The 25,937-nt window shown below is 56.9% G+C and carries 24 protein-coding genes and 2 pseudogenes; 9 read left to right on the top strand and 17 right to left on the bottom strand.

The features are described 5' to 3' along the window. Positions 1 to 79 precede the first annotated feature (79 nt). From U3654_RS19685 to torT, 5 genes are read right to left on the bottom strand one after another with little or no spacing between them, the layout of a single operon-like run. Positions 80 to 1,246: a helix-turn-helix domain-containing protein gene (locus tag U3654_RS19685; protein ID WP_324753220.1), complete on the bottom strand. Its 1,167-nt coding sequence runs from the start codon at positions 1,244 to 1,246 to the stop codon at positions 80 to 82. Beyond that, positions 1,221 to 2,204, bottom strand: coding sequence for an ABC transporter permease (locus U3654_RS19680; RefSeq protein WP_324753219.1), 984 nt, complete (start codon positions 2,202 to 2,204; stop codon positions 1,221 to 1,223). The genes U3654_RS19685 and U3654_RS19680 overlap by 26 nt, the downstream gene beginning before the upstream one ends. Then, positions 2,197 to 3,201, bottom strand: a complete 1,005-nt coding sequence (locus U3654_RS19675; RefSeq protein WP_324753218.1) for an ABC transporter permease — start codon at positions 3,199 to 3,201, stop codon at positions 2,197 to 2,199. The genes U3654_RS19680 and U3654_RS19675 overlap by 8 nt, the downstream gene beginning before the upstream one ends. Further along, on the bottom strand, positions 3,198 to 4,778 hold the full coding sequence (locus tag U3654_RS19670) for a sugar ABC transporter ATP-binding protein (protein ID WP_324753217.1): 1,581 nt from the start codon (positions 4,776 to 4,778) through the stop codon (positions 3,198 to 3,200). Before U3654_RS19670 ends, U3654_RS19675 begins: the two co-directional genes overlap by 4 nt. Before the next feature lie 6 nt (positions 4,779 to 4,784). After that, positions 4,785 to 5,807, bottom strand: a complete 1,023-nt coding sequence (torT, locus tag U3654_RS19665; protein WP_324753215.1) for a TMAO reductase system periplasmic protein TorT — start codon at positions 5,805 to 5,807, stop codon at positions 4,785 to 4,787. Between the two features lie 228 nt (positions 5,808 to 6,035). On the opposite strand from torT, the gene U3654_RS19660 reads away from it, so the two are divergent. Next, positions 6,036 to 6,182: a DDE-type integrase/transposase/recombinase gene (locus U3654_RS19660; RefSeq protein WP_324753214.1), complete on the top strand. Its 147-nt coding sequence runs from the start codon at positions 6,036 to 6,038 to the stop codon at positions 6,180 to 6,182. A gap of 256 nt (positions 6,183 to 6,438) precedes the next feature. Here the strand turns inward: U3654_RS19660 and U3654_RS19655 are convergent, their stop codons facing one another. The 5 genes from U3654_RS19655 to U3654_RS19635 all read right to left on the bottom strand — a co-directional run bounded on the left by U3654_RS19655 (position 6,439) and on the right by U3654_RS19635 (position 11,503). Then, the gene (locus U3654_RS19655) at positions 6,439 to 8,253 is read right to left on the bottom strand and encodes an amidohydrolase (RefSeq protein WP_324753213.1); all 1,815 of its coding nucleotides are present in this window, start codon (positions 8,251 to 8,253) and stop codon (positions 6,439 to 6,441) included. An 88-nt stretch (positions 8,254 to 8,341) separates the two neighbouring features. After that, complete coding sequence (locus U3654_RS19650) at positions 8,342 to 9,133, bottom strand: isochorismatase family protein (protein ID WP_324753212.1); 792 nt, start codon at positions 9,131 to 9,133, stop codon at positions 8,342 to 8,344. 243 nt (positions 9,134 to 9,376) lie between these two features. Beyond that, positions 9,377 to 9,979 carry an NAD(P)H:quinone oxidoreductase gene (gene wrbA, locus U3654_RS19645; protein WP_324753211.1) on the bottom strand — a complete coding sequence of 201 codons (603 nt, stop codon included), beginning with the start codon at positions 9,977 to 9,979 and terminating at the stop codon, positions 9,377 to 9,379. 121 nt (positions 9,980 to 10,100) lie between these two features. Further along, a complete protein-coding gene (locus U3654_RS19640; protein ID WP_324753210.1) occupies positions 10,101 to 10,502 on the bottom strand; it encodes a DoxX family protein in 402 nt (133 codons plus the stop codon). Between the two features lie 68 nt (positions 10,503 to 10,570). Then, entirely contained in the window at positions 10,571 to 11,503 is a 933-nt protein-coding gene (locus tag U3654_RS19635; RefSeq protein ID WP_324753209.1) for a ring-cleaving dioxygenase, read from the bottom strand. Positions 11,504 to 11,616: 113 nt separating this feature from the next. Between U3654_RS19635 and U3654_RS19630 the strand changes: the two genes are divergently transcribed. Then, positions 11,617 to 12,516, top strand: coding sequence for a LysR family transcriptional regulator (locus tag U3654_RS19630; RefSeq protein WP_324753208.1), 900 nt, complete (start codon positions 11,617 to 11,619; stop codon positions 12,514 to 12,516). Here the strand turns inward: U3654_RS19630 and U3654_RS19625 are convergent. Continuing rightward, positions 12,444 to 12,686 (bottom strand): DUF5996 family protein, encoded by a 243-nt coding sequence (locus U3654_RS19625; protein ID WP_416384608.1) that lies wholly within the window; start codon positions 12,684 to 12,686, stop codon positions 12,444 to 12,446. The genes U3654_RS19630 and U3654_RS19625 overlap by 73 nt on opposite strands. A gap of 78 nt (positions 12,687 to 12,764) precedes the next feature. On the opposite strand from U3654_RS19625, the pseudogene U3654_RS19620 reads away from it, so the two are divergent. Then, positions 12,765 to 13,040 (top strand): annotated as a pseudogene (locus U3654_RS19620) (MYG1 family protein); the annotation flags it as partial. A 302-nt stretch (positions 13,041 to 13,342) separates the two neighbouring features. Here the strand turns inward: U3654_RS19620 and U3654_RS19615 are convergent. Together U3654_RS19615 and U3654_RS19610 are read right to left on the bottom strand one after the other, a co-directional pair. Continuing rightward, positions 13,343 to 14,170: an NAD(P)-dependent oxidoreductase gene (locus U3654_RS19615; RefSeq protein WP_324753206.1), complete on the bottom strand. Its 828-nt coding sequence runs from the start codon at positions 14,168 to 14,170 to the stop codon at positions 13,343 to 13,345. Between the two features lie 188 nt (positions 14,171 to 14,358). Then, the gene (locus tag U3654_RS19610) at positions 14,359 to 14,535 is read right to left on the bottom strand and encodes a hypothetical protein (RefSeq protein ID WP_324753205.1); all 177 of its coding nucleotides are present in this window, start codon (positions 14,533 to 14,535) and stop codon (positions 14,359 to 14,361) included. 176 nt (positions 14,536 to 14,711) lie between these two features. Here U3654_RS19610 and U3654_RS19605 point away from each other — a divergent pair, with 176 nt between their 5' ends. Continuing rightward, a complete protein-coding gene (locus tag U3654_RS19605) occupies positions 14,712 to 15,041 on the top strand; it encodes an arsenate reductase family protein (RefSeq protein ID WP_324753204.1) in 330 nt (109 codons plus the stop codon). Positions 15,042 to 15,296: 255 nt separating this feature from the next. Here the strand turns inward: U3654_RS19605 and U3654_RS19600 are convergent, their stop codons facing one another. After that, complete coding sequence (locus tag U3654_RS19600) at positions 15,297 to 15,527, bottom strand: hypothetical protein (protein WP_324753203.1); 231 nt, start codon at positions 15,525 to 15,527, stop codon at positions 15,297 to 15,299. A gap of 247 nt (positions 15,528 to 15,774) precedes the next feature. Between U3654_RS19600 and U3654_RS19595 the strand changes: the two genes are divergently transcribed. Genes U3654_RS19595 through U3654_RS19585 form a run of 3 tightly spaced genes read left to right on the top strand, consistent with a single transcriptional unit; the run spans position 15,775 to position 18,129 of the window. After that, the gene (locus tag U3654_RS19595; protein WP_324753202.1) at positions 15,775 to 17,304 is read left to right on the top strand and encodes a tetratricopeptide repeat protein; all 1,530 of its coding nucleotides are present in this window, start codon (positions 15,775 to 15,777) and stop codon (positions 17,302 to 17,304) included. 16 nt (positions 17,305 to 17,320) lie between these two features. Then, positions 17,321 to 17,722, top strand: coding sequence for a GyrI-like domain-containing protein (locus tag U3654_RS19590; RefSeq protein ID WP_324753201.1), 402 nt, complete (start codon positions 17,321 to 17,323; stop codon positions 17,720 to 17,722). Continuing rightward, complete coding sequence (locus U3654_RS19585) at positions 17,719 to 18,129, top strand: DUF1801 domain-containing protein (protein WP_324753200.1); 411 nt, start codon at positions 17,719 to 17,721, stop codon at positions 18,127 to 18,129. Before U3654_RS19590 ends, U3654_RS19585 begins: the two co-directional genes overlap by 4 nt. A gap of 461 nt (positions 18,130 to 18,590) precedes the next feature. On the opposite strand, the gene U3654_RS19580 is transcribed toward U3654_RS19585, so the two are convergent. Beyond that, entirely contained in the window at positions 18,591 to 19,001 is a 411-nt protein-coding gene (locus tag U3654_RS19580; protein ID WP_324753199.1) for a hypothetical protein, read from the bottom strand. A 520-nt stretch (positions 19,002 to 19,521) separates the two neighbouring features. On the opposite strand from U3654_RS19580, the pseudogene U3654_RS19575 reads away from it, so the two are divergent. Continuing rightward, positions 19,522 to 19,704: pseudogene (locus U3654_RS19575) on the top strand (IS701 family transposase); the annotation flags it as partial. A gap of 258 nt (positions 19,705 to 19,962) precedes the next feature. Here U3654_RS19575 and U3654_RS19570 read toward each other — a convergent pair. Further along, complete coding sequence (locus U3654_RS19570; protein ID WP_324753198.1) at positions 19,963 to 21,018, bottom strand: substrate-binding periplasmic protein; 1,056 nt, start codon at positions 21,016 to 21,018, stop codon at positions 19,963 to 19,965. Positions 21,019 to 21,027: 9 nt separating this feature from the next. Next, positions 21,028 to 22,935: a hypothetical protein gene (locus U3654_RS19565; protein ID WP_324753196.1), complete on the bottom strand. Its 1,908-nt coding sequence runs from the start codon at positions 22,933 to 22,935 to the stop codon at positions 21,028 to 21,030. 771 nt (positions 22,936 to 23,706) lie between these two features. Here U3654_RS19565 and U3654_RS19560 point away from each other — a divergent pair. After that, complete coding sequence (locus U3654_RS19560; RefSeq protein WP_324753195.1) at positions 23,707 to 25,923, top strand: C1 family peptidase; 2,217 nt, start codon at positions 23,707 to 23,709, stop codon at positions 25,921 to 25,923. The last annotated feature ends 14 nt before the right edge of the window (positions 25,924 to 25,937 follow it).

Raw genomic sequence — 25,937 nt, 5'->3', positions numbered from 1 at the left:
GGCTGCTGGGAGATCACAGCCGATCGCCAAAAAAGAGGCTGTCGAAGGGGTTCAGGGCCTCGTTGGTCAAAGGCCGGCTTTAGTTCCCAACAGCGGCCTCTAGCCTGCTTTTCTTGCGAGTATCCGTCGGCGTGCAGCCGAAACGATTGCGGTAGTGCCTGCAGAACTGCGCCTGGTCATAAAACCCCCATTTGTAGGCGATATTGGCTACGGTCGACGTGTCATTGACCATCTTCAACGCTTCGTCACACCGCGTCAGGCGTTTGTCGCGGATGTAGCCAACGATGGAATGGTCATTCTCTGCAAACAGCCGTTGCAGATACCTCAGGGAAATGCCGCAGGATTCAGCAACCAATTGCGAATTGAGGTTTGGGTTCGCCAAGCTATCGCGAATGAACTGTTCAGCCCGCTGCAGATGGGCCGAACGGATTGTCGAGGACGAGCAGTCAAGAATGCGGTCGTCGCTGCGCATGGTCAGGCAAAGCAAATCCAGCAGATGCTGCCCCGCCATATCCCGCGCGGCGTGGTTGATATTGTCGATACACTCGATCGCGTTGCGCACAGCGCCGACAAAAAACGAACCCACTCCGGTCGTCGCATCGAACGTCAACGCACCCAGCCGGTCAGTGGCGCCCAACCTGGACCGCACACTTGCCGTCGGCACCTTTAGCACCCACAATTTGTTGCGCTTGCCGTGCCAGAACTCATACGGCATATCGCCCCGTTCCACCAAAAATCCACCGGGGCCGCATTTTGTATCGCGCGACGCCTGGTGGAAGTTCACGTCCACTTTGTGTGGAATGGTGATCAAAAGGCTGTTGTCGTTCTCATTGGCAAAATGGTTATTCCGGCGACGGTAAAGCACCCCGTCGCATTCCATCTCTGACAATCCGATGACACCCAAAGACCAGGATTTCAGCTGTCCCTGGAACTCTGATGCATTGTGACATTCGGCAGCGAGGGGAAAGTAAGTCTCGGACAAGGTCTTGGCCCACACCTCGTTCTTGTCCAAACCCTCATGTTGGTTCGTCGAAAAATGCATATTCTCCCCCCTGTTTTCTACAATCCGCCGGATACAGTCTGACATCTTGGCGAATTGCGTATAAACCTTTGGATAGCACTGCCCCCTACACGCAACCGCCTTGGCCGATGCACCTTGCAGTTCCCGCACCCAACCCGGGCGCTCATTTCCCAAACCTCCCGTTCGGGTCTGCAAATATTCATCGCGCTTTCGTGCGATAGGCATCCAGTGCCGCCCCAAAGATCAGGATAGCACCAATGACCACAGGCTGCAGAGATCCGTTGATCTGTTGCAGATTCATGCCGATCGACAGGCACACAATCAGCAGGGAACCGTAGATCGGTGCCGAAATTCCACCGGTGCCGCCGCGCAGGGACGCCCCCCCGATCACAGCCGCCGCGATACTGTTCAGCACCAGCGAAGTTCCCAGGTTCGGCTCTCCCGATCCGGTCTGTGCCGTCATCAGTAACCCCGCCACCGACGCCAGCACGCCGCTGGTGATATAGGCCAAAAACAAATGTTCCTTGACGCGCCGCCCGCCGACATGCGCCACTTCGTTGCTATCACCAAGCACATAGAGCACCCGCCCATGCACCGTTCTGGTCAGTGAGAAATGAAGCCCGTAAGCAACCAAAGCGGCGATGATCAACGGAATTGGAAGCATCAGGACCGTCATTTGGTTCAAGGCAAAACTGAACGTTTCCGGCAGATTGAAAATCGGAAATCCACCCGAGATTGTGGTCGCCACACCGGTGAAAATGCTCATCGTGGCCAATGTGACGATGAACGGATTGATCCGGCCATAAGCGACCAGAACGCCATTCACCGCGCCGATAGACGCACCTATCAGCAGCCCAGCCATCACGCCAACAGCGATGCTGGTTCCAGGCCCCAGTACCGGAACCAGAGCGGTCATGATCATGGACGACGCCACCGAGACCAGCGACACATTGGCCCCCACAGATAGGTCAAACCCACGGGTGATGATGACGACCAGCTGCGCACAGGCTACGAAGAAAAACAGGGACGACTGCTTCATGATGTTCACGACATTGTCGCCTGACAACATGGCCGGTTGCAGCAGGGCAAAAATCAGAACGACTGCGACAATCGCGAAGGGCAGCAACAAATGTGGCCCCAATGCGCGGAAATTTATGCCTGCTGTCTCGGCGTTCTCAGACATGTGCGCCCCTCCGGCTTTCACGGTAGCTCTCTGCGGCGACCGCAATCACAATGACCAAACCAATGATGATGATGTGGTATTTGCTGTCGATCCGCGCCAGACTCATCCCGTTGCTCAGCACCGACAAGAAAATCGCACTGAGTGCGACCATCTGTATCCGCCCGACGCCCCCTTTTAGTGCGACACCACCGATGACGGCGACGGAAATGCTCTCGAGCATCAGGCTGCTGCCAAGTGTCGCCTCGCCTGATCCGACCCGCGCGGTTAGGAAAATGCCGACGATGCCGGCCAGCAGCGCGCTCAGAACATAGGCCAGCCAGATATATTTGCGCGTGTTCAGCCCCGATAGGCGCGACGCCTTTTCATTGCCACCGACGGCGTAGAAATAGCGCCCCAGCCGCGTTTCGGTCTGCATGTACCAAAGCACCAGCAGCACGATCGCCGCTGCATAGACGACATAAGGCAGCCCAAGGGCCTTGCCGCGCCCGATCTCACGGGTGAAAAGCTCGGGCATGTCATAGATCGGCGTGCCTCCCGTGACGTACCCGGCAATGCCTGCGGCGATAGTCATGGTGCCGATCGTCACCATGAACGGGGAAATCTTGAGCACGCTGACAAGAAACCCGTTGGCAACGCCCACGATCAGTGCGGGGATCAGCCCGGCCAGACAGCCAAGCAAAATGATCACTGGCGCAGACTCAAACCCCATTGAGGCAAGCCCGGCCATGGACAGCGCCGAACTCACACTGGTCAGGGCCACAATCGCACCGACGGAAATGTCAAAACCACCGACGATGATTACCAGCATCTGCCCCGCAGAGATTATCATCAGAAACGACGCATTGCGCAAAACGTTGACCAGATTGGATGTCCGCAGAAAACGCGGCTCGTAGAGCGCCAGTAGAACGCAGGTCAGCACCAACACAAACGGCAGGATACCGATGGCTTTCAAAATGTTGCTGGCGCGGCGCGGCTGGCTTGCGGCTGATACGTTCATGTTGCGCGTTGTCCTTGTTCGTGGTCCACGTCGACATGGTCAAAGAAATGCGACAGCACTGCATCTTCGGTAATGTCATCGCCATCCAGTTCACCGACAATCCGGCCCTCCCGCATGACGATCACGCGATGCGACATGTGCATGACCTCGGCCAGTTCGGACGACGCGATCACTACCGCTTTGCCGTCTTCCGTCAGCGTCTTGATAACGTCGTAAATTTCCAGCTTGGCCTGAATGTCGACGCCTACGGTCGGCTCATCGAACAGGAACACGTCGAATTCCCGTGACAGCCCGCGCGCGATCATAAGCTTTTGCTTGTTCCCGCCAGAAAGCTGATCGGCCTTTGCGTTCAATCCCGGTGTGCGGATCTTTAGCTTGTCGATCATCGTTTCGGTGAATCCGCGTTCCGCGCGCCGGTTGAGTAGGGTTTTCTTGCGCGAGAATACGGGATCATCCAGTGCGGCAATGGTGCTGTTGGAGATCAGACTTTGATGCATTGCCAACCCTTCGGTCGATCGATCAGACGGAAAGTAGCATATCCTGTTGCGCAGCGCCTTGCGCGGGTTGTGTTTGTCGAGCGTTGCACCGTTGGCAGTAATCGTGCCACTTCTGACCGCTTCCAGCCCAAAGGCTGCCCGCAATACTTCGGATTTGCCGCACCCAGCAAGTCCGGCAAAACCCAGCACCTCACCGCGTCGCACCGAAAAGCTCAGGTTTTCGGCCAGCCCGCTCTGCAATGTCACATCGTCGAATGACAATACAGTTTCGCCGGGATCACGATGAATTTGGGGGAAGAACTCGTCGAACGTCCGGCCGGTCATCAGCTGGACTAACTCCTTTTCGGACGTATCCGCGTTGTTCACCGTCGCGATGAACTTACCATCGCGCAGAACTGTGACACGGTCCGCCAGACGGGTAATTTCCGGCATGCGGTGCGAGACATAAATGATGCCCAGCCCTTCGCTGCGCAACTGCTCGATGATGTCGAATAGCTGTGCCGCTTCCTGATCTGTCAATGACGCGGTCGGCTCGTCCAGGATCAGAACCCGACAATCCCAGAGCAGCGCCTTGGCGATTTCAACCATCTGCTGATTTGCGCGTCGCAATGTGCTGACGCGTGCCGCGGGATCAAGCTGAAACCCCAGACGGTCCAGTACCGCCTGCACCTTCTTGCGCATTTGCGATTTCGCAAGACGCCCGCCACTGGTTATTTCATGCCCCAGAAACAGGTTTTCCTCGACCGTCATGTCGGGGATCAGGCTGAATTCCTGAAAGACGATGCTGACGCCCTTTTCATGGGCCACTGCTGGCGTCAGCCCTGTCAGCGTCTCGCCGAAAAGGCGATACTCGCCTTTGTCATAGCCCTGCACGCCGCAGATGATCTGGATCAGCGTCGATTTACCTGCACCGTTTTCTCCAAACAGCACGTGAACTTCGCCGGCGCGTAGCTCAAACTGCATGTCCTCCAGCGCCTTGAATGCGCCATAAGATTTGTCCAGATGCGCAATTTCGATCAGCGGTTCTGCGGAGGTGCCGGGCGCAAGCGATGCGCCCGGTCCTTTTGTCGTTCCGGTCATGTAAATCTACTCAACCGAATACACCGGGTCCCAATCCGCTGGCGCGAACGCACGGCTGAGGTCCAGACCGTCAATATTGTCCTTGGTCACCACGGTCATGGACGGGCGCAGATTGGACAGGTGGTCTTGACCTTCAAGGATGCGCACTGCCATGTCCATCGCGATGCGGGCCTCCATCACCGGAGATTCCGTCACGGTCGCCGTCACAACGCCGGATCTGACCAGATCAACCATGCCTTCGTTGGAATAATAGGCAGCGACAATAGCATCGTCGTTCCCCGCCTCTTCCAGTGCCTGTGCTGCAACTTCGGCGGTTACGGCGGTGCCGTAAACGATGTTCACATCGTCATAGGCCTGCAGGGCATCCTCGACCAGTTGGAGCTGGATGCTTTTGCCGGTGTCACCGTACTTGGCCTCGAGCAGTTCGATGCTACTACCTTCAATTCCGCGCTCGACGCCTTCGGTGGATGCTTCTGCCCAACCGGATCCTTGAGGGCCGGGAAAATGCACCATGCGCATCGGCGTGTCGCCCACCAGCTCCGTCAGGAACTTGGCACCGGCTTCGGCCGCGTCGTCATAATTGGCGAATATCCGGGCGTCGGCCACTTCGCTCATGGGGTTGATCACGCCAACCTGAACGATGCCCTTTTCCTTGCCTTCCGACATGCTCTTGGCAAGCCCGGCCTCGGAAATCGCGGCGATCACGATCGCATCGACGCCTAGGGCAAGACAGTCGTTATACTGTGACACCTGCTTGGCCGCTTCTGTATAACCACCCGCTTCGAAGATCGTCGCCTTGACGCCCAGCGTGCGGGCCTGATCGACGATGCCATAATTTACGCCAACCCAATAGCTATCCTTCATGTGGGGAAACAAAACGCAGATGTGCCACGGCTTTTCAGCCTTTTCCAGGCCGGTATAGGGCGTGATTTCCGCGTTGCCGTCCGCGGCGTTGACGACGTCGAACGGCCATAATGCGCCTTCTGCGGATACCATCGACGTCAGCGATGCAATAACGATTGCAGACATCGATACCCTTGTCATCAGCTTCTTCATAGTGAACCTCCCAGTTCGATTTGTTCTATTTTTTTTGTTTATTCTACGGTCACCTCGTAGAGACATTCAATCTGAACGCCGAGGATACCGATCCTACGCCGCACTATCTTGAGCACGCAAGCGACATTATTGGCTCTCAGCGGCCTATTTGGGCTGAAAGAACGAACATAGTACGAAGTTTATCGTAAGATCATCCAGGATATGAACCACCGCTACGATCCGCATTTCGACAGCATTGCGCATGTCGATCAAAAGTGGCGCAATAACCGCATCGAGAGCGATCATGCCGCTCTCAAACGCTACTCGGGACAACGCAGTCGTTCCGATCCATGCGCTCTGCCAAGGTGATGCTCGTGGCGATCGAGGCGTTCAGGAGCATCAAGAACGGCCACGTTGAAAACAAGCGGCCAAGCGTTCGCGGCGAGACCGCCTTTGTCCGTAATCTGTTCAGCTCGGCGACGTGAAGAACAACACAACGCGCTGAACTTGCCCAAGCGCTCAACAACGCAACAGTCCCCTCATCAGACGTCTGAAGGCTGGGTTGAACCGGGGAGTATGAACCGGCAAAGTGCCGCCGCGCCAGTATCGACGCGGCAGCGATATATCAGCGCGCTTCGAGCGCAGTCTGGTAGGTCACTACAGGCGACCATTCGGGGCTGACCGCGGGAAGAGCTTCGGGAGCATGCTCGGCAAAGCTGTCCGTGGCATAGACGATGTTGCCACCCGTCACGGTGAGTACCGCTTCCAGTGATTTGATGTCCTCCTCGGGAACCGAAAAGTAGTCGCCCGCCAGGATCGCAAAATCGGCATACATGCCCTCGGCGATCTTGCCTTTCACATCCTCTTCCTGAGAGAACCACGCACTGCCGGAGGTGAAAATATCCAGGGCCTCTTCACGGCTAAGTTTGTTCGCATCGTCCCAAAGCTGCAGGCCGCCGACGGTCTTGCCCGACACCAGCCAGTAGAGCGAAACCCACGGGTTGTAGCTGCTGACGCGGGTGCCATCGGTTCCGGCGCCGACCGGAATGCCCATGTCCAGCATCTTGCGCACCGGAGGTGCGGCCAATGCTGCCTCGGCCCCGTAGCGGTCGACGAAATATTCGCCCGCAAAGGCCATGCGGTTCTGAATCGCGATTCCTCCGCCAAGCGCCTTGATGCGCTCAAGTTCGGCATCCTCGACCGTTTCGGCATGGTCGATGGCCCATCGTGGGGCAAAGCCGCCCTGTTCTTCGTTCACACGCTCAAATACGTCCATGATCAGTTTGATGCTGGCGCCATAGGTTGCGTGCTGGCGCAGCGGCCATCCGGCTTCTACCAATTGGGTCGCGACCTTGTGCAAGTCCCCCTCGGGATCCTGCCCATTTGCTTTGCGCTCTTCGAGGTCCGGAGCCGGGGCCAGGAAATTTTCCCAGTCGCCGACGCTGTGGACCAGAAATTCGCCCGCGCCATCCAATTCATAGCCATGATCAAGATGGACGTCCTCGTTCACGCCCACTTCATTATTGGCGATCCATTCGCCAAAGTCCTCGGCTTCCTTGCCAGCCTCCTGTGCAAAGAGATAGTAACTCATCCGCAATGGCAGGCCATCATTGGTCGCGATGTTGCGCGAGCCGACGTAGTCCTTGGGAAATACATGCCCGCCGCCACCTGCGTCAACGGATGAGGTCAGGCCGAGGCGGTTAAGCTCGCGGTAGTACTGCTTGGTTGAGTTGATCTGGTCCTCTTCGGACATCTGCGGCAACGCACCGATGGTCTTATAAAGGATCGAGGGGTTCGGCTCTGCGTGCAGAATCGCGCCGCCGCCGTCCAGAAACTCGACGCGGCTGCCGTCGGCCGTCTCCATGCCCGGTTCATAGCCGAGCGCCTCTACTCCGGCTTGGTTCAGGAACCCTTGGCTGTAAAGAAACAGCACAAAGACGGGTGTGTCGGGGGCAGCCTCATTCAGCTCCTCGACGGTCGGCATGCGCCGTTCTTCAAACTGATAGGGCGACCACCCGCCGATAACGCGCACCCATTCGTCCTCAGGGGCGCGGCCGGCTTCGGTGCGGACCAGATCCAGCGCAGCTTTCAAAGAACGTATGCCGTCCCAGCGCGTCTCGAGGTTGAAGAAACGCCCGCCCCGGATCTGGTGGGAATGTGAGTCGTTGAGGCCGGGGATCACCGTACGGCCATCCGCGTCGATGACCTGCGTGTCGTCGCCGCGGAAGGTTTCGATATCGGCATCATTACCGATTTCGACGAACAGCCCGTCCTGAACGGCAAACGCCGTTGCCTCAGCCTGCTCGGGGTCTCCGGTAAAGACTTTTCCGGCATTCATGACGATAAGATCGGCAGGTTGCTGGTTCTGTGCGAGCGCGGGGGCGCCAGCCAGAAGGGCGGCAAGGGCAACCTGCGGCGCGAATTTCTTGAACGTTAACATCGTTTCCTCCTTTTCGGGTGGAGGTGACCGCGCCGCGGCGCGACCACCCTTGGTATCAAGTGAGCAATTGGCTGGGATAACCGGCGCCTTATTCTGCCTTGGTCGCGGCTTCTTGCGCGCGGTTGTAGCTTTCGGTCACTGCGCGGTACGCCGGCGAAACCTCGCCATAGAGGGCGCCCCATTCAGCGGCATCCGGACGGTTCCAAGTACGGTGCGTTTCGCTCAGGATGGTGTTGGTAGTGACCGGAACGATCCCCTCGGCGACCATTCGCTGAAGCGCCACATCCGAGGCCATTTTGCTGACATCACCCGACGCATCCATCACGACGAACACATCATAACCTTCGGCATGTGCTTGCAAAGCCGGGAAAGCGACGCAGACGCTTGTCCAGACACCCGCGATTACCAGAGTCTTGCGGCCGGTTGCTTCGACAGCGGCAACGAAATCGGCATTGTCCCACGAGCTGACCTCGCCCTGACGCGCGACGTATTGCGCGCTGGGCATGGCTGCGGGCAGCTCTTCCATGATCGGTCCGTTGGACCCATCAGGCTCGGACGCGGTGTAGATGATCGGAATATTCGCCTGTTCGGCGATCTTGGCAAGCGCGACCGTATTGCGGCGCAGCTCGGCGATTTCGATGTCGTTCACGGTCTGGAACAGGCCCGTCTGATGATCAAGCAGCAGAAGAACCGCGTCATTGGGATCAAACAGCGAATTGTTTGCAGCTTCGGTTGGTGTACGCGAAAGGCCATCGAGGTGAAGCGTCGAGGGTGCTTCTTGCGCGTGCGCAACGGTGGTAAACGCGACAGGCTGCATGACCATCGCGGCTCCTGCCGCAAAGGCGAGAAAGGTCTTTTTCATGGTCTTCAGGGGGTTCATAATAGTCTCCTTGGGAGGTTTGGGGATTTCCCTCGCGGCCCACCCGGTCGAGAGCCGCTGAGGAATGAACTTGCCGCTGGAAACATTCGTTCCGATTGCAACGATGTTTCTGACTGCAAGTTTCTTGCGCTGCCGGTTACCGGGTAGTGTCACTGGCAGGCGTTTCAGATGTTCAGGCCGCTAGGGCGTCACGCACCGACGGCGATCTCGAAGTCGGTGTTAGCGACGCCTGATCAAAGCGCATTAGGCATCGCTTCCGCTCAGCTTTCCCGCGATCTCTACCAGACGGCGTGCCTGATGGCCGATGGCCAATTTCACCTCGTCGGTGAACTTCGCGCCCTGCGTGTGGCTATAGCCATAGGGGTTGCCGCCGGTTTTGAAGATGACCTCATCGGTATAGCCGGGTGCGACGACGAACCCGCCCCAGTGCATGACGGTGGTATAAAGCGACAGCAAAGTGGACTCCTGCCCGCCATGCGTATTCTGGGCGGAGGTCATCGCCGATACCGGCTTGTTCGCCAGCCCGCCCTTGGACCAGACACCGCCGAGCGTATCGATGAAGGCACGCATCTGGCTGGCCATCACGCCAAAGCGGGTTCCGGCCGAGATCAAATAGGCGTTTGCCCACTCCATGTCTTCGGCGGTTGCCTCGGGGATTCCGGCCGTGCTTTCGGCATGCGCTTTCCAGGCATCGACGCTGGCGACGACATCGGCAGGGGCAGTCTCAGGCGCTTTCAACAGCCTCACTTCTGCACCTGCGGCCTTTGCCGTCTCGGCCGCGATGGTGGCCATCTCGTAGTTGGTGCCGTAGCTGGAATAATAGATGATTGCGAGTTTGACGGTCATGGTCTTTCTCCTGTCAGTTGGGTTAATTTATGGTGGTTTCGTGCTGAGGATTTACCGAGAGCGTCGCCGGTCGACGCCTGTGCAGCGCCCGGCCACATTCTGTGTCAGGTAGCCGCTCTGCTTACGCCGAACGCTGACGGCGCGTGGCGTCGACACTCCAAGGACCTGGACCAGCGAAGACGAGATAGAGGAACACAAAGCAGTAAAGGATCGCTGCATCCCCGCCGTTCAGGGCAGGGAAAAAACTCTGCGGCAAATGCGCGATGAAGTAGGCGACCGCCATCTGACCAGAGAGAACAAAGGCGACCGGGCGGGTGAACAAGCCAGCGACCAGCAGGGCGCCTCCGAACAGCTCCAGCACCCCCGCGATCCATCCCATCGTGAAGGGGTCAGGCATACCGTCTGACGCGGGAAAACCGAGTAGCTTTTGCGATCCGTGCGCGAGAAAGATCAGTGCAGTCACGATCCGCAAGACACTGAGCATACGTGGGGCCCAGACAGTTTCGAGTTCACGGGTGTTCATCTTGATTTCCTATTCTTTGTCAGTGGAAAGATTGGTATTCGCGACGGTGGTAGGTCCGGCTGCTTGGCCTAGCCTGCGATGACCGGCAGAGTTTTTTCCAGACGCGCGCGCAGATGGGCGTGCTGTTCGGGCAGCTTCAACGCCTCGCCCAGATGCGCTGCGTCCTCGTCCCGATCAAAACCTGGCTCGCTTGTTGCGATCTCGAACAGAATCCCGCCGGGGGTGCGGAAATAGATCGCCCAAAAGTAGTCGCGATCAATGACCGGCGTGACGTGCGCGCCAGCGTCAATCAGTGCCTTGCGGACCTCAGCCTGCATTGCGCGATTCTCGACCGCGAAGGCGACGTGATGGACCGACCCTGCGCCCTCGCGCGCCTGTGTTTCATCGGGGCGGACCTCAAGGTCGATCACGTCGGCACCATTGCCGCCCTCGATCGCCATACGGATCAGCGGGCCCTCTCGGTCTACCTCATGGTATCCCATAAACGTCAGAAGCTTGGCCGTGGCGGCCCCGTCGCGCAGGCGCATGGTCACGCCACGAAAGCCGTGGATGCCCTTGCTCGCTGGGACCGGACTGCCGTTGTAAGGAGCACGTGGATCCCCCGGAACCTCGACCAATGCAAAGCCATCGCCGTCAGGCCCGGCAAAGCGCAGGCGCTTTTCGTCGAACTGAACCAGTTCTTCGATGATACGGACCCCCGCAAGAGCAAGGCGGTCGCGCCAGTAATTGAGCGAGCCTTCTGGAACGGCAAACGCAGTCTCAGACACCTCGCCCGTGCCACGTCGACCCTTCACGATATGTGGGAAGGGAAAGTAGGTCATCACTGAGCCCGGCGTGCCGGTCTCGTCACCGTAATAGAGATGATAGACATCGGGTGCATCGAAGTTGACGGTCTTCTTTACCCGGCGCATGCCGAGGAGTTTGGTGAAGAAATCGTTGTTTTTCTGCGCATCCGCCGCCATCGACGTGACATGGTGCAGGCCTTTGATCTGGGTGAGCATGACGGGCTCCTTCGTGGCTGATCTTGCTTGATCCCGAACATAAGGCACGCGGTCATTCACTAGAACAGGTATAATCTTGCATTCACCATTGCGCTTGACGTAATAATAGCGGCATGGGTGAACTGGAATCTATTCGCGTCTTTCTTGCCGTGACCGAACTGGAAAGTTTCGCCGGGGCGGCCCGTCAGCTTGGCATGACGCCTGCCTCGGTCACGCGGACCATTGCGGCCCTTGAGGACAATCTGGGCTTGCAGCTTCTGGTGCGCACGACGCGGCGGGTGTCGCTGACATCTGCCGGTGCGCTTTATGCCGCAAGGGTGACGCCGTTGGCGCAGGGACTGGCAGAAGCAGTGGAGGAAACGCGCGAAGCACAGGGCATGACCGCGGGTCGCATCCGCATCAGCGCGCCCATGTCGCTGGGGTTGAAGGTGCTGCCTACCGTCCTGTCGCAGTTCGCAACGCTGCATCCGCAGACGCATGTCGCCGTCAACCTCTCGGACAGCTTCGTCGATATCGTCGAGGAGGATTACGACCTCGCCATCCGGGTTTCGGGGCCGCCAACCGACAAGTCCACGATCTGGCGCAAAATCTGCAAAGTGCCGCGGGTTCTGGTGGCGCCCCCCGATTACATCGCCGCCAAGGGCCGCCCGCAGACACCTGAAGACCTCGCGGGCTTTGCCTGCCTCAGTTACCAGTCAGACGCTCAGGAAGAGGTTTGGGAGCTTTCCAAAGGGGCAAATCACCTTAGCCATAAGGCCAAAGGCATCATCAGCGCCAACAACGGTGATTTTTTGGCGCAACTGGTGCTGAACGGTGAAGGCATCGCGCTTTTGCCGCGCTTTATCGTGGCGGGCGATCTGGACGCGGGGCGGTTGATCGAAATTCTGCCTGACTGGGCGATATCCGAAGTCTGGCTGACGCTATACTACCCGCCCTACAATCAACTTCCACTGCGGGTGGCAACATTCTCTGAGTTCTTCGAGACCCATGTCAAAGAAACATGCGCGCTTTGAGTACAACTGAAAGCATTCCTTCCTACTCCTGCGTATAGCGCGGGGGGCGCGCCCGGTTTGCCAAGCTCACACTCCAGTGCGGCGCGGTCCCAATTCCCGATCTTGGCCGCAGCCGCATAGGTAGATTGAAGGAATGACATCAACATTGCTTCGGGGTCATCGGTGGCGATGACAATAATGGAGTGCCCCCATCGGGTGGTCCAGATTGAAAGTTAGTGCATGATCGGCCTTTGGTCCATCGGTACGATGTGGAAAAGGCTGGCGCTGACCACCTGCTGTTCGTGATCCACCCGCGTGGCACCGATTGGGCGCTGACCACGATCCGCCTGGACGACGACACGTTCGACAACCGCGCTGATCTACCTGCCACGTGGGCGGGATTGACCGACGACCAACTTGGAGCTGTCAGCGGTGTCTCGGGGACGAAGCTTTGCCACAACGGGCGGTTCATCGCGGTAGCCAGCAGCCGGGAGGCTGTACTGAAAATGGCGGATATCGCGGTGGCTGAAGCTTTTGCTGGGTGAGCTTTGGGTCTGGCCTGGGCACTTGAAGGGCTGAACACGTTATCTCGTAGCTGTGCTGCTGGGACGATACCTCGATTGATCGTACGGGCGCGACTAGCCCCGCAGTCAGGGTTCAGCTTGAGCAGTTAGGGCGGGATGCCGCCATTCGCAGCAGAGATGAGATTTCTATCCAGTGGCTTTGGAATGAACATTCAAAAGATTCGAGTATTAACAACTCGTCCTTGCTTTCCAAACGCACGCAACACTCTTGTCGCGCGCTGCGTTTCGCGAAAAGCTGTGATACGGGTTTTTCGCGAAACGCTTTAGGTATCAATGTAAAGGTCAATCATGAGATCCTTACAGGCCGGGTCATTCTTGTAATGATCGAATTCTGTCATTCCGTGATCTCTGAGGAACGGCTCATCAACGAGGCATTCACCGCTCAGCTCCCGACTGTTAGTCGTCAAAATGGCATGTGCCGCATCGGCCATGATGGCCGGTGTTCGGGAGCGGGCCAACAGTGATTTGTCGAGGGCAAACTCGATCGCAGCCGTGGCAATCGTCGTTTTTGGCCATAGCGTGTTGGACGCAATACCGTCGCCGCGCAATTCTTCGGCCAAGCCCAGCGCCAACAGCGTCATCCCATACTTCGTGACAGTGTAGGGAATATAACCGCCAAGCCAGTTCTGACCCAAATTGATCGGGGGAGCCAGGGTCAGGATATGTGGGTTTTCACCCTCTTTCAGATAGGGGGCTGCGGTTTTTGAACATAGAAGTGTGCCGCGGGTATTGATCGAATGAATGAGATCAAAGCGTTTCATGTCCGTCTGCTGCACCGGGCCCAGAAAGATCGCGCTGGCATTGTTAACCAGAATGTCGATGCCACCGCAGGCATCCGCCGCATGTGCCATCGCTGCCTGCACGTTTTCATCGTCGCGTACGTCGAGTTTTATCGGGAAGGCCTTGCCGCCTGCGGCTTCGACCTCATCCGCGACCGTGTGGATCGTGCCGGGAAGCTTGGGATGCGGTTGATCGGATTTTGCGGCAATTACAACATTGGCCCCGTCACGCGCACAGCGCAGAGCGATCGCCCGCCCAATGCCGCGGCTTGCGCCGGTGATGAAAACTGTCTTTTCGGAAAGAGTCGGCATCAGTGTGATCTCCGGAAAACTCGCGTTGACTGACCCTGGTCGCTCGGGCTGTTTAACTGAACCGGTATTCTCCAGGTGGCTGGACGACCTGTAAGTTGCACTGCACTGTTTAACTCCCTTTCCGAGGTCGGGTGTGGGCCGGAAACGGCAGGGGTCTTCACGGAACGATCACGATCCACCTTGAACCATCACTTCTTATCGCGCGCGGCCTTTTGTTTTCTGGTCAGCTTGTTGTTCCATGCATTGTTACTCAAACCCAGCTCACTAGGAAGGGGTTTGGTCTTCCCGATGCTGACCTTGCCCCCATTGTTCAGGAACTCCTGAACAAGTGCATCATGTGCGGTTTCCTTGGGAATCTTTTTCATGGCCGCAACATACCAGATCGGGCGCATTGGTGTCTCGCACCATCTGGAAGTACATTGATCAGCTGCACATCTTTCGGCAGAACCAGTCGAATCCTGCCTCGGGCACGCACCGAATTGGTTGCGCCGTAGGCTTGGATGCATGAAGCTGCATGATTATCACCAGAGGAAATTGCGACATGAAGATCTACGGATTGAACACCTGCGCAATTTGTCAAAAGGCCCGCAAGGCGTTGGAGGCTGAGGGCAGGGATGTCAGTTTCCGCGATGTTCGGGCCGAGCCTTTGAGCGAGGTTGAATTGGCTGAGCTGATTGCAGAGTTTGGGGATCGGCTGGTGGATCGAAAAACGAACGACTACCGAGGGCTCAGTGATTGGCTGAAAAATTCAGAGGCAGAAGCGCAGATATCAGCTCAACCCAAGGTGATGGCGCGTCCGATAATACATGACAAGACTATGTTTTACATAGGATGGGATGAAGCAGTTCAAAAAGCTCTGCTATCTAGTTGACCTCCTGTCCCAAAAATTCAAAAATTAGCTGACTGAAACCCAAATGAAATACTGCGGGATCGGAGAATGGCAGCAACGCGAAAACTGCGTCGCAGCGATTGCCGGGACCGTCAGCGTCTCCTTTGGGCCGGAATTGTGGGATCTGCCCTCGACATTGCGGGCGGAAATTGGCCTTGCGGCGTAGCAGTATGTTCAAAGGCAATGACCGCGGTAACAAAACCGAACTAGACCATATACGAGCACTCAGCGACGATGTTACCATAGGTCAGCAGGTGGTAAGAGCCCAGCTTCTCCGCTTGTGCGCCGGTTAGCGTCGGTTGTCGCGGGAATGCCCATGTCGGCGAGGCGCTCGACAGGCAATCGCGAGAGAGTCTCGTGATCGCGGCGAGAAAGCTGGTTTTCGCGGCCGGCGGCAAGCCAACGGACAAGGAAATTGTCCCATGCGGTTGTGTGAGTAACGGTGCGGTTTGGGATGATTTTGGTCATGGTGAAAGTCCTCCGGTTGTGGATGTGAACAGTCCCAAGTCTGACCGATGCTCATAAGATCATCGTAAATTGGCTCGGTGCCCAGACCGCCTTTAATGCAATAATTTCGTCAAAACCAACTGACGCACCGTAAATTATCCCTTAGATTGAACACATGCCGAAGCTCATAGTGCATCTCAATGGCTCCTTTCGGACAACGGACTCGGACGGGCGGGCGCATGTCGGGCTTAGCCGCAGGGCGCAGGGTATGCTCGCCTATCTGGCCTGTCAGCCCGGCTTTCGTGCCGAACGCGCCCTGTTGGCTGATCTGCTCTGGTCAGACCGCAGCGAGAAACAGGCGCGCGCGTCGCTGCGGCAGGAATTATCGACGTTACGGCGGCTTTTGCCAGAGGGCCTTTTGTCCGCGGACCGTCAGGCAGTCTGGCTCGGTTCCGATCTATTGGCCTGTGAGCGCGGTGACGGGGACTTTCTTCAGGGCTTCGATCTTCCCTCTGAAGGATTCGAGGACTGGCTACGCACCGAACGAGCGCGCACGGACGTGCCCTCCAAGTCGGATCCAACTTCAGCCGCACATGATCGAACCGAACAGCCCGCGCTTGCAGTTATGCCCTTCGACGAACTGGGCGTGAAACAGGGAGACATGTTCGCGGAGGGCGTGGTTGAAGAGATCACGGGCGCGTTGAGTCGAATCCAAGCGTTTCATGTAATCGCGCGTCAATCGGTGTTCGCGCTGCCGAAATTTACGATTTCGGCTCCGGACGCGGCCTTGGCGCTGGGTGTCGACTATTTGCTGGAAGGAAGTGTGAGGCGGACCCGAGACAGGGTGCGTATCTCGATACAACTCGTAGATGGGAAAAGCGGTCATGCGCTCTGGTCAGGGCGATTCGACGACCGCATCGATGATCTGTTCGATCTTCAGGACCGGATAGCCGCACAGGTGGCCGGCCAAATTCTGCCAAATCTACGTTCCGCAGAAATAGCACGTGCTCGCAGGCATCTGCCTGAGGCGCGGTCCGCATACGAGCTTATGCTGACCGCTTTTCCACATTTTTGGGTTCACGACAGCCTTGAGAACGAGCGCGCGGTCACCTTGCTCGACGCAGCGGTAGAAAAGGCCCCGGATTTTGGCCCCGCGCTTGCGCAACGGGCATGGTGCCACTCTCACCGATGCTGCTATCTCTGGACCTTGCAGCCCGAGGCGGCGCGGCAATTGGCGCGCGCGGATTTTGACTCGGCGCTGCAGTTGGTCGACGATCACGCGCCGGCATTGACGGCGCTCAGTGCAACGGCCGCTCTTGCGCTGAAGGATTTCAGGTTGTCCGAGGAGCTTGCGCTGCGTGCCCTCGACATCGATCCAAATAATGCCTGGGGCTGGTTGAGGCTGGGATGGGTTACTTGCTACCTTGGTCGGCCCCACGCGGCACTCGAGCATTTCGACCGCGCCGAGGCCCTGAGTCCACTCGATCCGTTTCTATTCAACATTGAGTTCGGCCGCTCCGCCTGCCTCAGGGCGTTGAAGGACTACGATGGCTCAATAGCCCGGATTGAGAAGGGCCTGCGTGCCGCGCCGCGTGCGCAATGGGCATACCGGATGCTGTTCGGAACGTTGTGGCTGAAGGGCGACAAGAAGGGAGCCATCACAGCCGGAAAAAGGTGGCTCGCCGCCCATCCAGGACTGTCGAAACAGGTTCTGCTTGATGGTATTCCTTCTTGGAACCACGACCCGGACTATCTGGATGTGCTTACGCGGTTTGACGAAATTATCGCCGATGGCTGAGCCCGCATAGGGCTACATGGATGTCGATCATAATCAGCTTTCGTCAGGGAAGAAGTTAGGCCGCAACGTCGTCGCCATTAATAGGCTTCCGACAGACGTGACCGATACTGGCAGTAATCTTGTCGCTCAGGACGATCTGCGGTCTGCTGCATGCTCACCGTGCTCTGATAAGCTTGAGTTGCCTGAAGGAACTGAAGAACTTCGGCGTCCCGCAGGTATCTATGCAAAGCTGGAATACAAAGGCCCCTACGCAGATATGAAAGATACATACCGTTGGCTCTACGGCGTCTGGTTGCCAAAATCCGGCTTTGAAATTTCCGAACGCCCCGCCTCTGAAGCCTACCTCAACTCGCCGGTCGATACCAAGCCGGAAGATCTACGCAGCGACATGTTCCTGCCAGTGGAGAGCCAGTCATGAGCTATATGAAAACCATTCCGCCCAACGTCCTACAGGCGTTCCAAGAGGTCTCACCACCACACCGCAAAGCCCTGCTTGACGTCCGCCAGTTGATATTTGACGTTGCCGGCAATGACCCGCGCATCGGACCGATTGAAGAGACCCTACGTTGGGGCGAACCGGCCTACGTCACGACCAAGAACAAGACTGGAAGTACGATCCGACTTGGTATCGAAAAGATCTCTAGCATGCCTGCGCTGTTCTTCAACTGCAACACCACTTTGGTTGAGGAGTTTCGTCAACAATTCGGTGGGTCTCTGACATTCTCAAAGAACCGAGCGGTTATTCTTGACGGTGAACTGGGTCCGCTCAGTTGCGCCCTTAAAACATGTATCGCGGCGGCATTGACCTACCACCTACGAGACTAGCCCAAGCAGCGTTTACACAATGCCAAGGCCGGACCTTGGTTTCAAAAATTCGAAGGTCCTCTTGGTCCCGCTGTGCAGACCTTCATGGTCGGCGCAGCGAACGGCAGGATCGAGCTCGTTGTGTCCGTCGTCAGACTTTTGGAACCAATGGCTGCCTAAACCAAGAGAGCGTCTAGCTCACGCAGGCTTGCGCCGCAGTGCCACGCCGGGGACTTTCGCTATATCGCCTGTTGCGAGAAACTGAATGCCCTGCCCTTCAAGCGCTGAGCGCAGAGCGTCTGAAGAACGCATCTGCAGACCACCTTTGCCGCTTTCAAACCGGCTGATGGTTGCGGGGGCTACATCTGCCAATTCAGCCAATTCGCGGACGCCTAACGGCACCGGAACCCGTGAGTTGGGGCTCGTCACTCGCGCAGTATGTGCAATACTATATGAAGGAAACCCTTGAACCGGAGCGCCTGTCAGCGCCGTTTGTGCAATTCTTTATCAATAATTGCACCAGATTTGGGCGCGATGGCGTTCAGCAGTGCGCTTCGGAATCGCGCAGATATCCGATTCAACAGCGCGTCGTCTGGAAGGGTCGCAACCTGTGCCACCGAAAGATAGTTAAAACCCCGTCCCTGTGCCACCTTACGGACTGCCTCATATGCAACACGGGCATCGGCGGACCTCCCATCAACCTTGGCCTGCCAATGGTCAAGCTGCGCCTGCCAGACGCCAGCCGCCTTATCCCGTGCCAACCGATGAGAATCTGTTTCAAGTGAGATTGACACAATACGCTTACGGGTCTCAACCACTTCAAACCGCTTCGGGATGCGCCTCACAAGGTCCCAGACACCGCGCCGGTTCGTCAGGTCCAAGTCTTTTTGCATCGCGAAACCCGATCACATGGACTCCACATTTATGGACTGATGTCACACAAAATGTCATGCAATTGGTTAAAGCCAAAACACGGCAATCTCGAAATTTTTCTTTGAATTTAAAGATTTAAATGGATTTTAAGGGGGTCGTCTTGGCGGACCGAGGAGGATTCTCAATCATCAAGAATTTTACGTAACGTATTGATAATAAGTAATATTATAAATAAAAGTCATGCGAAATGTCATGCAAATTGTCATGCAAGACTTCGAGCTAACATCGCCCAACTTGGCACTCGAAGGCATCCCGTGGAGTATTTCCGTAAAGTGTGTTGGTTGCGGGAGCATGCAACAGCCGTCAATTGCCAATCATAAGATACTGGTAAAACACTGTAATATCTGTTCCCACAAGTCGCTTCAAGCGTTTGGCGCAAGAGTATTGGCGACGGCAATCAAGGTGCTGGACTGACGCCGACAGAGAAGTTCACTGAATTTGCTGCCGCGATCGTTTGAATTACGCTGAAACCGACCGCGGACGATCGAGGAATGCTTCCTGCGCGCCAAGGATGATCTGGGCCTCGATCATTGCGAGGCGCGCTCATGGCACGGATGGCATCGCCACATGAGCCTGGTGATGGCTGCAAGCGCGTTGCTTGTGAGGCTCAGCGCAAATCAGCGCCAAACGGCTTTCAGCAAACCGAACAAAACGAGTCCGTAGAACTAACCGGAAGTAGCATGATCGCCCAGCTCCGAAACACGCTGACCACATCGGAAATTCGCCACCTGACCACACGCCCCATGCCCCGACCGATGCTGACCGCCGCCTTCATCTGGGACTGGTCGCGATAGCGACGGAAACACCAAACTGTCGCCGCTGTCGCACATCGGAAATTTCGCCCCAATACGCACTCAATACGCAACTGTAGTACTAATAGGGTCGGCAACAGCGATCTTTGAATTAGGTCAGTGAGTCTCTTTAAGGTTGCTCCTGCGGCGTTCCGGGGGGCAGACTGTTGATGCGGAACAGGGTGTTCAGGAATTGCGATTTTCTTTTATCCGGGAAGTGCCCGTCGAAGAGCCGGTCGATCGAGCCATCACTGAACATCCCGTAAAGCGCGTGGTCAAACTCTTCGGGCAACGTCCGGAATCTGCTGCCCGACACTACGAAGGCATAAGGCTCATAACTGCCCCCTGCCGTTGGCTTGAAATCGGCCTCGCATTTGGTGCCGCCAGTTGCAGGGACCTCTTCGATGGCGGCCCGGACGATCTCGACGTCACCGTAATAACGGGCAAGCCGCCCGGCGCAGAACTCCCTTGCCGCCTCCGCGTGCGTAGCTAAGGGCCTGGGACAGATCGTGACTTGGTCGGCAGACCGTTTGATCGCCCTGTCAACGATGCCCTTGCTGGTCGTACCGTCGACATATCCCCATATTTCGTATTTGTTTTCCACGGAGGCCGGAGCGTTGTCCGGCGGCAACATCTGGATGGGAATCCTGCTGGCCAGCCTCTGAAGAAAGCCGGACTCTTCCGGGGGCTCGGGTGCGGTCGACTTTTTCTCTCCCGCGATCGCCTCGGCGCAGCCGACGATCCGCTCATCGAATTGGCCAAAGCCACCCGCCGTTGACGGGTGCTGGGCCGACAAGACGTAGGACCCGTTTGCCACAAAAACGATGGGTGAAAACCGCAGGCGTTTTCCATTATTCAGATCGATGAACTCCTTTATCCGGCTCAGCGTGATGGTCGTGGGATCGCAAAGCAGGTCGAAAATCCCTTCCCCGGTCTCCAGGAACTGCTTGCGCGTGGCGGCGTCGATCTGCTGCGCTTCGAACTTGTAGCCCGCGCGGGTGACAGCATCGGTGCAGATGTCCCAGAAGAAACCCAGATATTCTTTTGTCACCGCGTCTTGCCAGATAAAGGGGCGACCATCGATGCGTGCGCCGATCATGACCGTCGACCTTTCCCCGACTTGGGCTGTCTGCGCGGACAGTCCGGTCGGCAGCACCAGAATGATCGACCAGATGAGAAACATCATCCTCATATTTCATTCCCCCGCCGTAGGTGCAGTGTCGGCACTCGCTTTGGATCGCAAGCGTGTCGGGTTACGCAAGTCAGAACCGACGCGTGCGCTTCTGATCGCCTCAGCGAGGCAGAAGATCACGACAAAGCCGATGATAGCCGCGAGAATAGCTGCGTATGAGATGAGTCCATAATCAATCTCGTCCAGCTTGGGTCGCGAGCTGCGGGCCAGAGCGGCCAGCGACATTGCATAGCGGGTAATCATACCGCAAACTGCCATGATTGCCGCTGACCATGTGGCCCAACGAAAGCTCGACGCCATCCGATCGTCGTCATTCGATGCAGGCCAATCAAGAAGACACAGCGCGATCCAGGCCAGAATAGCGCCTCGGAAGGCGGACGGCGCATTGTACTCGAAGGTGGCCCGCAGAGTTTTCCACACGCGCTCGGAATTGGCTTCCCAGCTTTGATCGAGCGCGGACTGCCAAAGACCCAGGCCTATGATGATCAATGCGGCCACGGCCCAAGAGACGGATATGACGACTGCGGCCTGGGGCAAACCCGTCGTCCAGTGTGACGCCCAGATATTGTTCCATCGCTCAGATTGCAGGGCGCCGTCACGGATCATCAGCGCCACAAGCATCGGGATGCAATACTGATTGAAAGCGCCCAGAATATAGGTTGTCGCGCGGGAATAGCCGCTGCCCGGATTTCCGAACTGCAGCGCGGTTTCAAGTCTGCCGGGCAACATGCTCCAGAGCAGCGCGACGACGAGCACAACCGCCATAGTCCAGAACCAGACGGTCATGGTCGAGAGCGGAAGCCGACCGGACGCGGTCCGATCAGCAAGCATCGATCCCAGAAAATCCTGAAGCTTCTTACGGGCGAGGACGCGCTGGCGTGCGATGTCTTTCTGCCCGGCTTTGGCGGCTGGAGTCATCTCTTGGGTCGTGATGATCTCGTGCTCTACATAAAGCGCCAGAAGGATGTGGAGGTCGTTGGCAAGATCGGCGGTTTCGCCAGCTAGCCGGTCCCAGCTTTCACGCAGCAATTCGATGGGACCGTCATCGTCTTTTCGCACGCCGCCGAGGCCTTCTGCGCCCTCCGAGTCTTTCGCTACTGCAAACGGCGTGATGTGGCCCGGGCGGTAGCCCGTCTTTTCATCTAGATCTTGAATCAATGACGCGATGCGCTGTCGCAGGTTGTTTTCCAGCGCATCGAAATCCCGGCGCCCACTGGAATTGGCAAGCTTGAGCTTGCGGTCCAGAATCCAGGACGCGCTGGCGAAGATGATCTCAAGATCGTGGTGAAACTCATCCGGCGCGGTCAGCTTGCCCTTGGCGCCGATCTGATACTGCATCATCCTCTCCCAGGACCCCTGAGGGATCAGTAGCAGATCGGTGGGCATCTTGTTTTCGTCCAAAGGCAGTATGCCCAAGGCATTGCGGCTGAGATCCTCGCTGGCACCTATGACCCAGGTGGGAATGCCGGCCAACCTATGCGCGGTCAGACGGATCCAGTTCTCGACCCTTTGCAGGGCCGGAAAACTGGGGGCAAGCCCGACGATGATCAGGGCCACGGTCAAGGAAACAGCCGGATCGATGCCCAGGCGCTTGCCTTGCGCCTCGGGAATAGCCACGTCCGAGATTTGTTGATCCCCCGGCGTGTCCGACGGATTGAACCCGGTTGTCAGCTGAGACGTCACGTCGACGCCCGCAACGGGAATTCCGCTTGCTCCCATAGCCTCGCCATTCAGGGCAGGCCCGCCGACAAGCGGCAAAAGCTCGGCATAGGCACACATAAACAGGTAGATTATAAGAAGCGCGAGTGCATAAAAGACATACGCGCGCAATACAACACGCCGCGCGCGCATCTTATTGGGCGACAACAGGCTTACCACGCGCTCAAGCTGTCGACCGCCTTGATGGGTCACTCTATCAAAGCGGTCGTAAGAGAAAAACGCTATAATGGCAGCCCCTATAAAGAGGGCTAGACCATCGGGCATGTCATCGGCTTTTGGCTCTTGTCACGATCCATCAGCGACAGACCTGGACTTCAGGATTACAGGTCGCCTGAGCTAGCGCAACGTTGGTGGTCGAAAGAGAAATAGCAGCAGTAAAAATAATAACAAAAAATTTCATGACGATTCTCCAAATATGAAGACGCCGCTAATCTAGCATAAACGAACACAAAATTCAACGTTGAAGCGAAGTGCAGATTCTGGGCATAGGCCTCTCGAGGTATGCAAAAGCCCTGTTTCAAGGCCACTGACGAGCCTGAGCAAGGCCGCTTGAAAATAACATCTCCAAGCGTCCCGGCTGGCAACCTTGCCCATGTGTTTCGCAAAATTATGGTGCAGGAGACGGGACGACTCCCGACCCTGAACACCAACGGGAATCGCGACGCAAACGTCGACCGCACACGCTGAACCTTATGGTCGCGCCTTCATAGCCTGATCGTAATCAGGCAATGTATTCAGATTCGGTGACGCTCTTTTGCCCAGTCATTTCATGACCAATCTCTGGGTCGGACCAGAAAGGAAACTTCTACACGTCACGCGTCAACACCGCCAGAAATGCTGCCCTGGCTACGACCTTTCCCCATGGTTCACTCAGCTTTCTCTCCACTCACATTGCGATCCATGCTACGCTGCTACAAAAAAAATTCATTTTTATGATCAATTTCAAGTTTAGTGATCGCAACTATGGACTTTGAAAAATTCATAAAAAAAGGCTCTGTTCGTGCAGATTGGATCGATTTGCGCGATCAAAACTATATTCCGAATCTGTCAGTGCTGCGGGATGTCGTAACGATCGATCCGAAACTGGTTTCGCTTGATCCCGAAACCAATCTGCACATGCCTATATTTGGTGTCCGAAACCAAGGTCAGAGCGGACGTTGCGTTGGCTTTGCCCTTGCAAATTTGATCGACATCCAGCGCAATTTACAGTGGTTACGGCGCGCCGGAAAAACCTCTGCCGCCACGTTTGACGGGACCAAACCATTCCTGCCGGATATCGTTAGCGCAGATATGCTGTACCGGATGGCATTTTTTCACGACCGTTACCCTGATCTGGAAGACCAGGAAACCCAGTCTATCGAGGGCGTGCGTACGCTGCGCTCGGCAATCAAAGGGTTTTATCACCACGGCGTTTGCATGGACTGGCCACTGTGCGAGGACGCGATTGAACCAGATCGTTGGCAAAGCAGCTCTTACAACCAGACCAGCAAAGACGGCTCACGGCTGTTTCCGACCGTTGATCAGGCCAAAGCAGCCCGCAATGTGGGCTTGGGCGCCTATTTTCGGTTGGCTTCGGTTCTCAACCATTTTCATGCGGCCCTGAACGATGCCGAAGCGATCCTGACGACCGCCAACATTCATGATGGCTGGGCCGATCCCAACCCAGAGCAGGGCGGTGAGATCACATGGCCACCCAAACAAGGCGTCACCGGGACGCATGCGTTCGTGTTGACCGGGTATGACGAAAAGGGTTTTCATGTCCTGAACTCATGGGGTCCGAAATGGGGCGGCTACAATGGACTGGCAGGCATCGCCCTGTGGTCTTATGCCGATTGGGCGCAGAATGTGGTCGACAGCTGGATACTGCGGCTGGCTGTCTATGCGCCGACTGCTTTCGGTGCATCTGTTGGCGAGAAGGGGATCAAGGGCATACATGGCAAGATCCAGACAGGCTCGACGCCATGCTCGGAACTCGTCGGCCATTACATGCATCTCGATGACGGGTTTCAGGTCTCGACCGGGTCCTATCCGTCGTTTTCGGACGGCTGGACCCGGACCCGCCAATATCTGGAAAAGCAATTTGACCCCAAGGCAAGCCCAGAGGAAAAAGCCGGATCCTACAAGGGCGTTCTGGTCTGGATTCCGGGCAGCCTGGAAGGGACGAAGAAGGCCTTCGAGGCCGCCGTCCAGCGCAAGGCCCTCATCAAGGGTCTGGATCTGTATCCCTATTCGATTTTCTGGTGCAACAACTTCGTCGAGAAATCCATGGAGGTTCTTCAGGGGCTTTTCGACAGTTGCCAGGCGCAGGCGGGCGAGCATGCAACCCACCTTGACGACCTGATCGAAAACCGCGTGCGCGGGGTCGGGCGCGCCTTCTGGCGGGACATCGAAATGGGCGCGCGGCGGGCGATACGTGGCAGTGGGGAATTGCCGTTCGAGCCTGCCGAACTCGACAAGCTGCAGCGCATCAAACAGGGCTTTGCCAAGCTTTGCCTTGTTGATCTGATCAAGCTCAGACAAGACACGGGTTGCGAGATTCACATTGTTGCCGAAGGCGCCGGGGTCCTGATGGTCCATGAGATTCTTGCCGCGCTGGACGAGGATTCCAAGGCCCGGGATCGCGCCCATAGCGCAGTTGGAAACTGGCGCTCGAAGGATTTGTTCGACACGGTTCACCTGATCCACCCCGCCATCGGAATGCCGCGCGCCGAAAAATTACTGATTCCGTTCATCGAAAAAATGAACGGGCCCATTGAGGGCAGGACACGCCGCAAAAGCACTTCAAGGAAGCCGAAAGTAAGCCCGGTCATAGATAGCAACGCCGATCCACGCGCCCGCATCTATATCCCGGATCACGGTCTGGAAGGCAGGGTGCATTTCGGAATTTACGGGAAATCCATAATCCATCTTGTGTCGCGCGCCTTTGAAGATCGCTACCTCGCATCGTCCAGTTCCAAAGACAACGATGTGCCGATATTCAGCGCGGCCCGGCCGTTTCTGGGGATGGCGAAAATTGCCGATGACCCAAAATTCAGCGCGCGCGGCGCCTTGTTTCAGCTGAACGAAATTTCAATGCCCCGGCGCGAGAACGACCGCGTTTCACAGGTGGAATTAGCCGACGACCAAACCATCACCTCTGATATCTTCGAGACGATCAGACGCCATCGAGAAAACCAGTAAGTGAATAATCATCA

The sequence above is a fragment of the Roseovarius sp. Pro17 genome (assembly GCF_035599575.1).
Taxonomy (GTDB): domain Bacteria; phylum Pseudomonadota; class Alphaproteobacteria; order Rhodobacterales; family Rhodobacteraceae; genus Roseovarius.
This window is presented reverse-complemented; position numbering and strand designations above follow the sequence as displayed.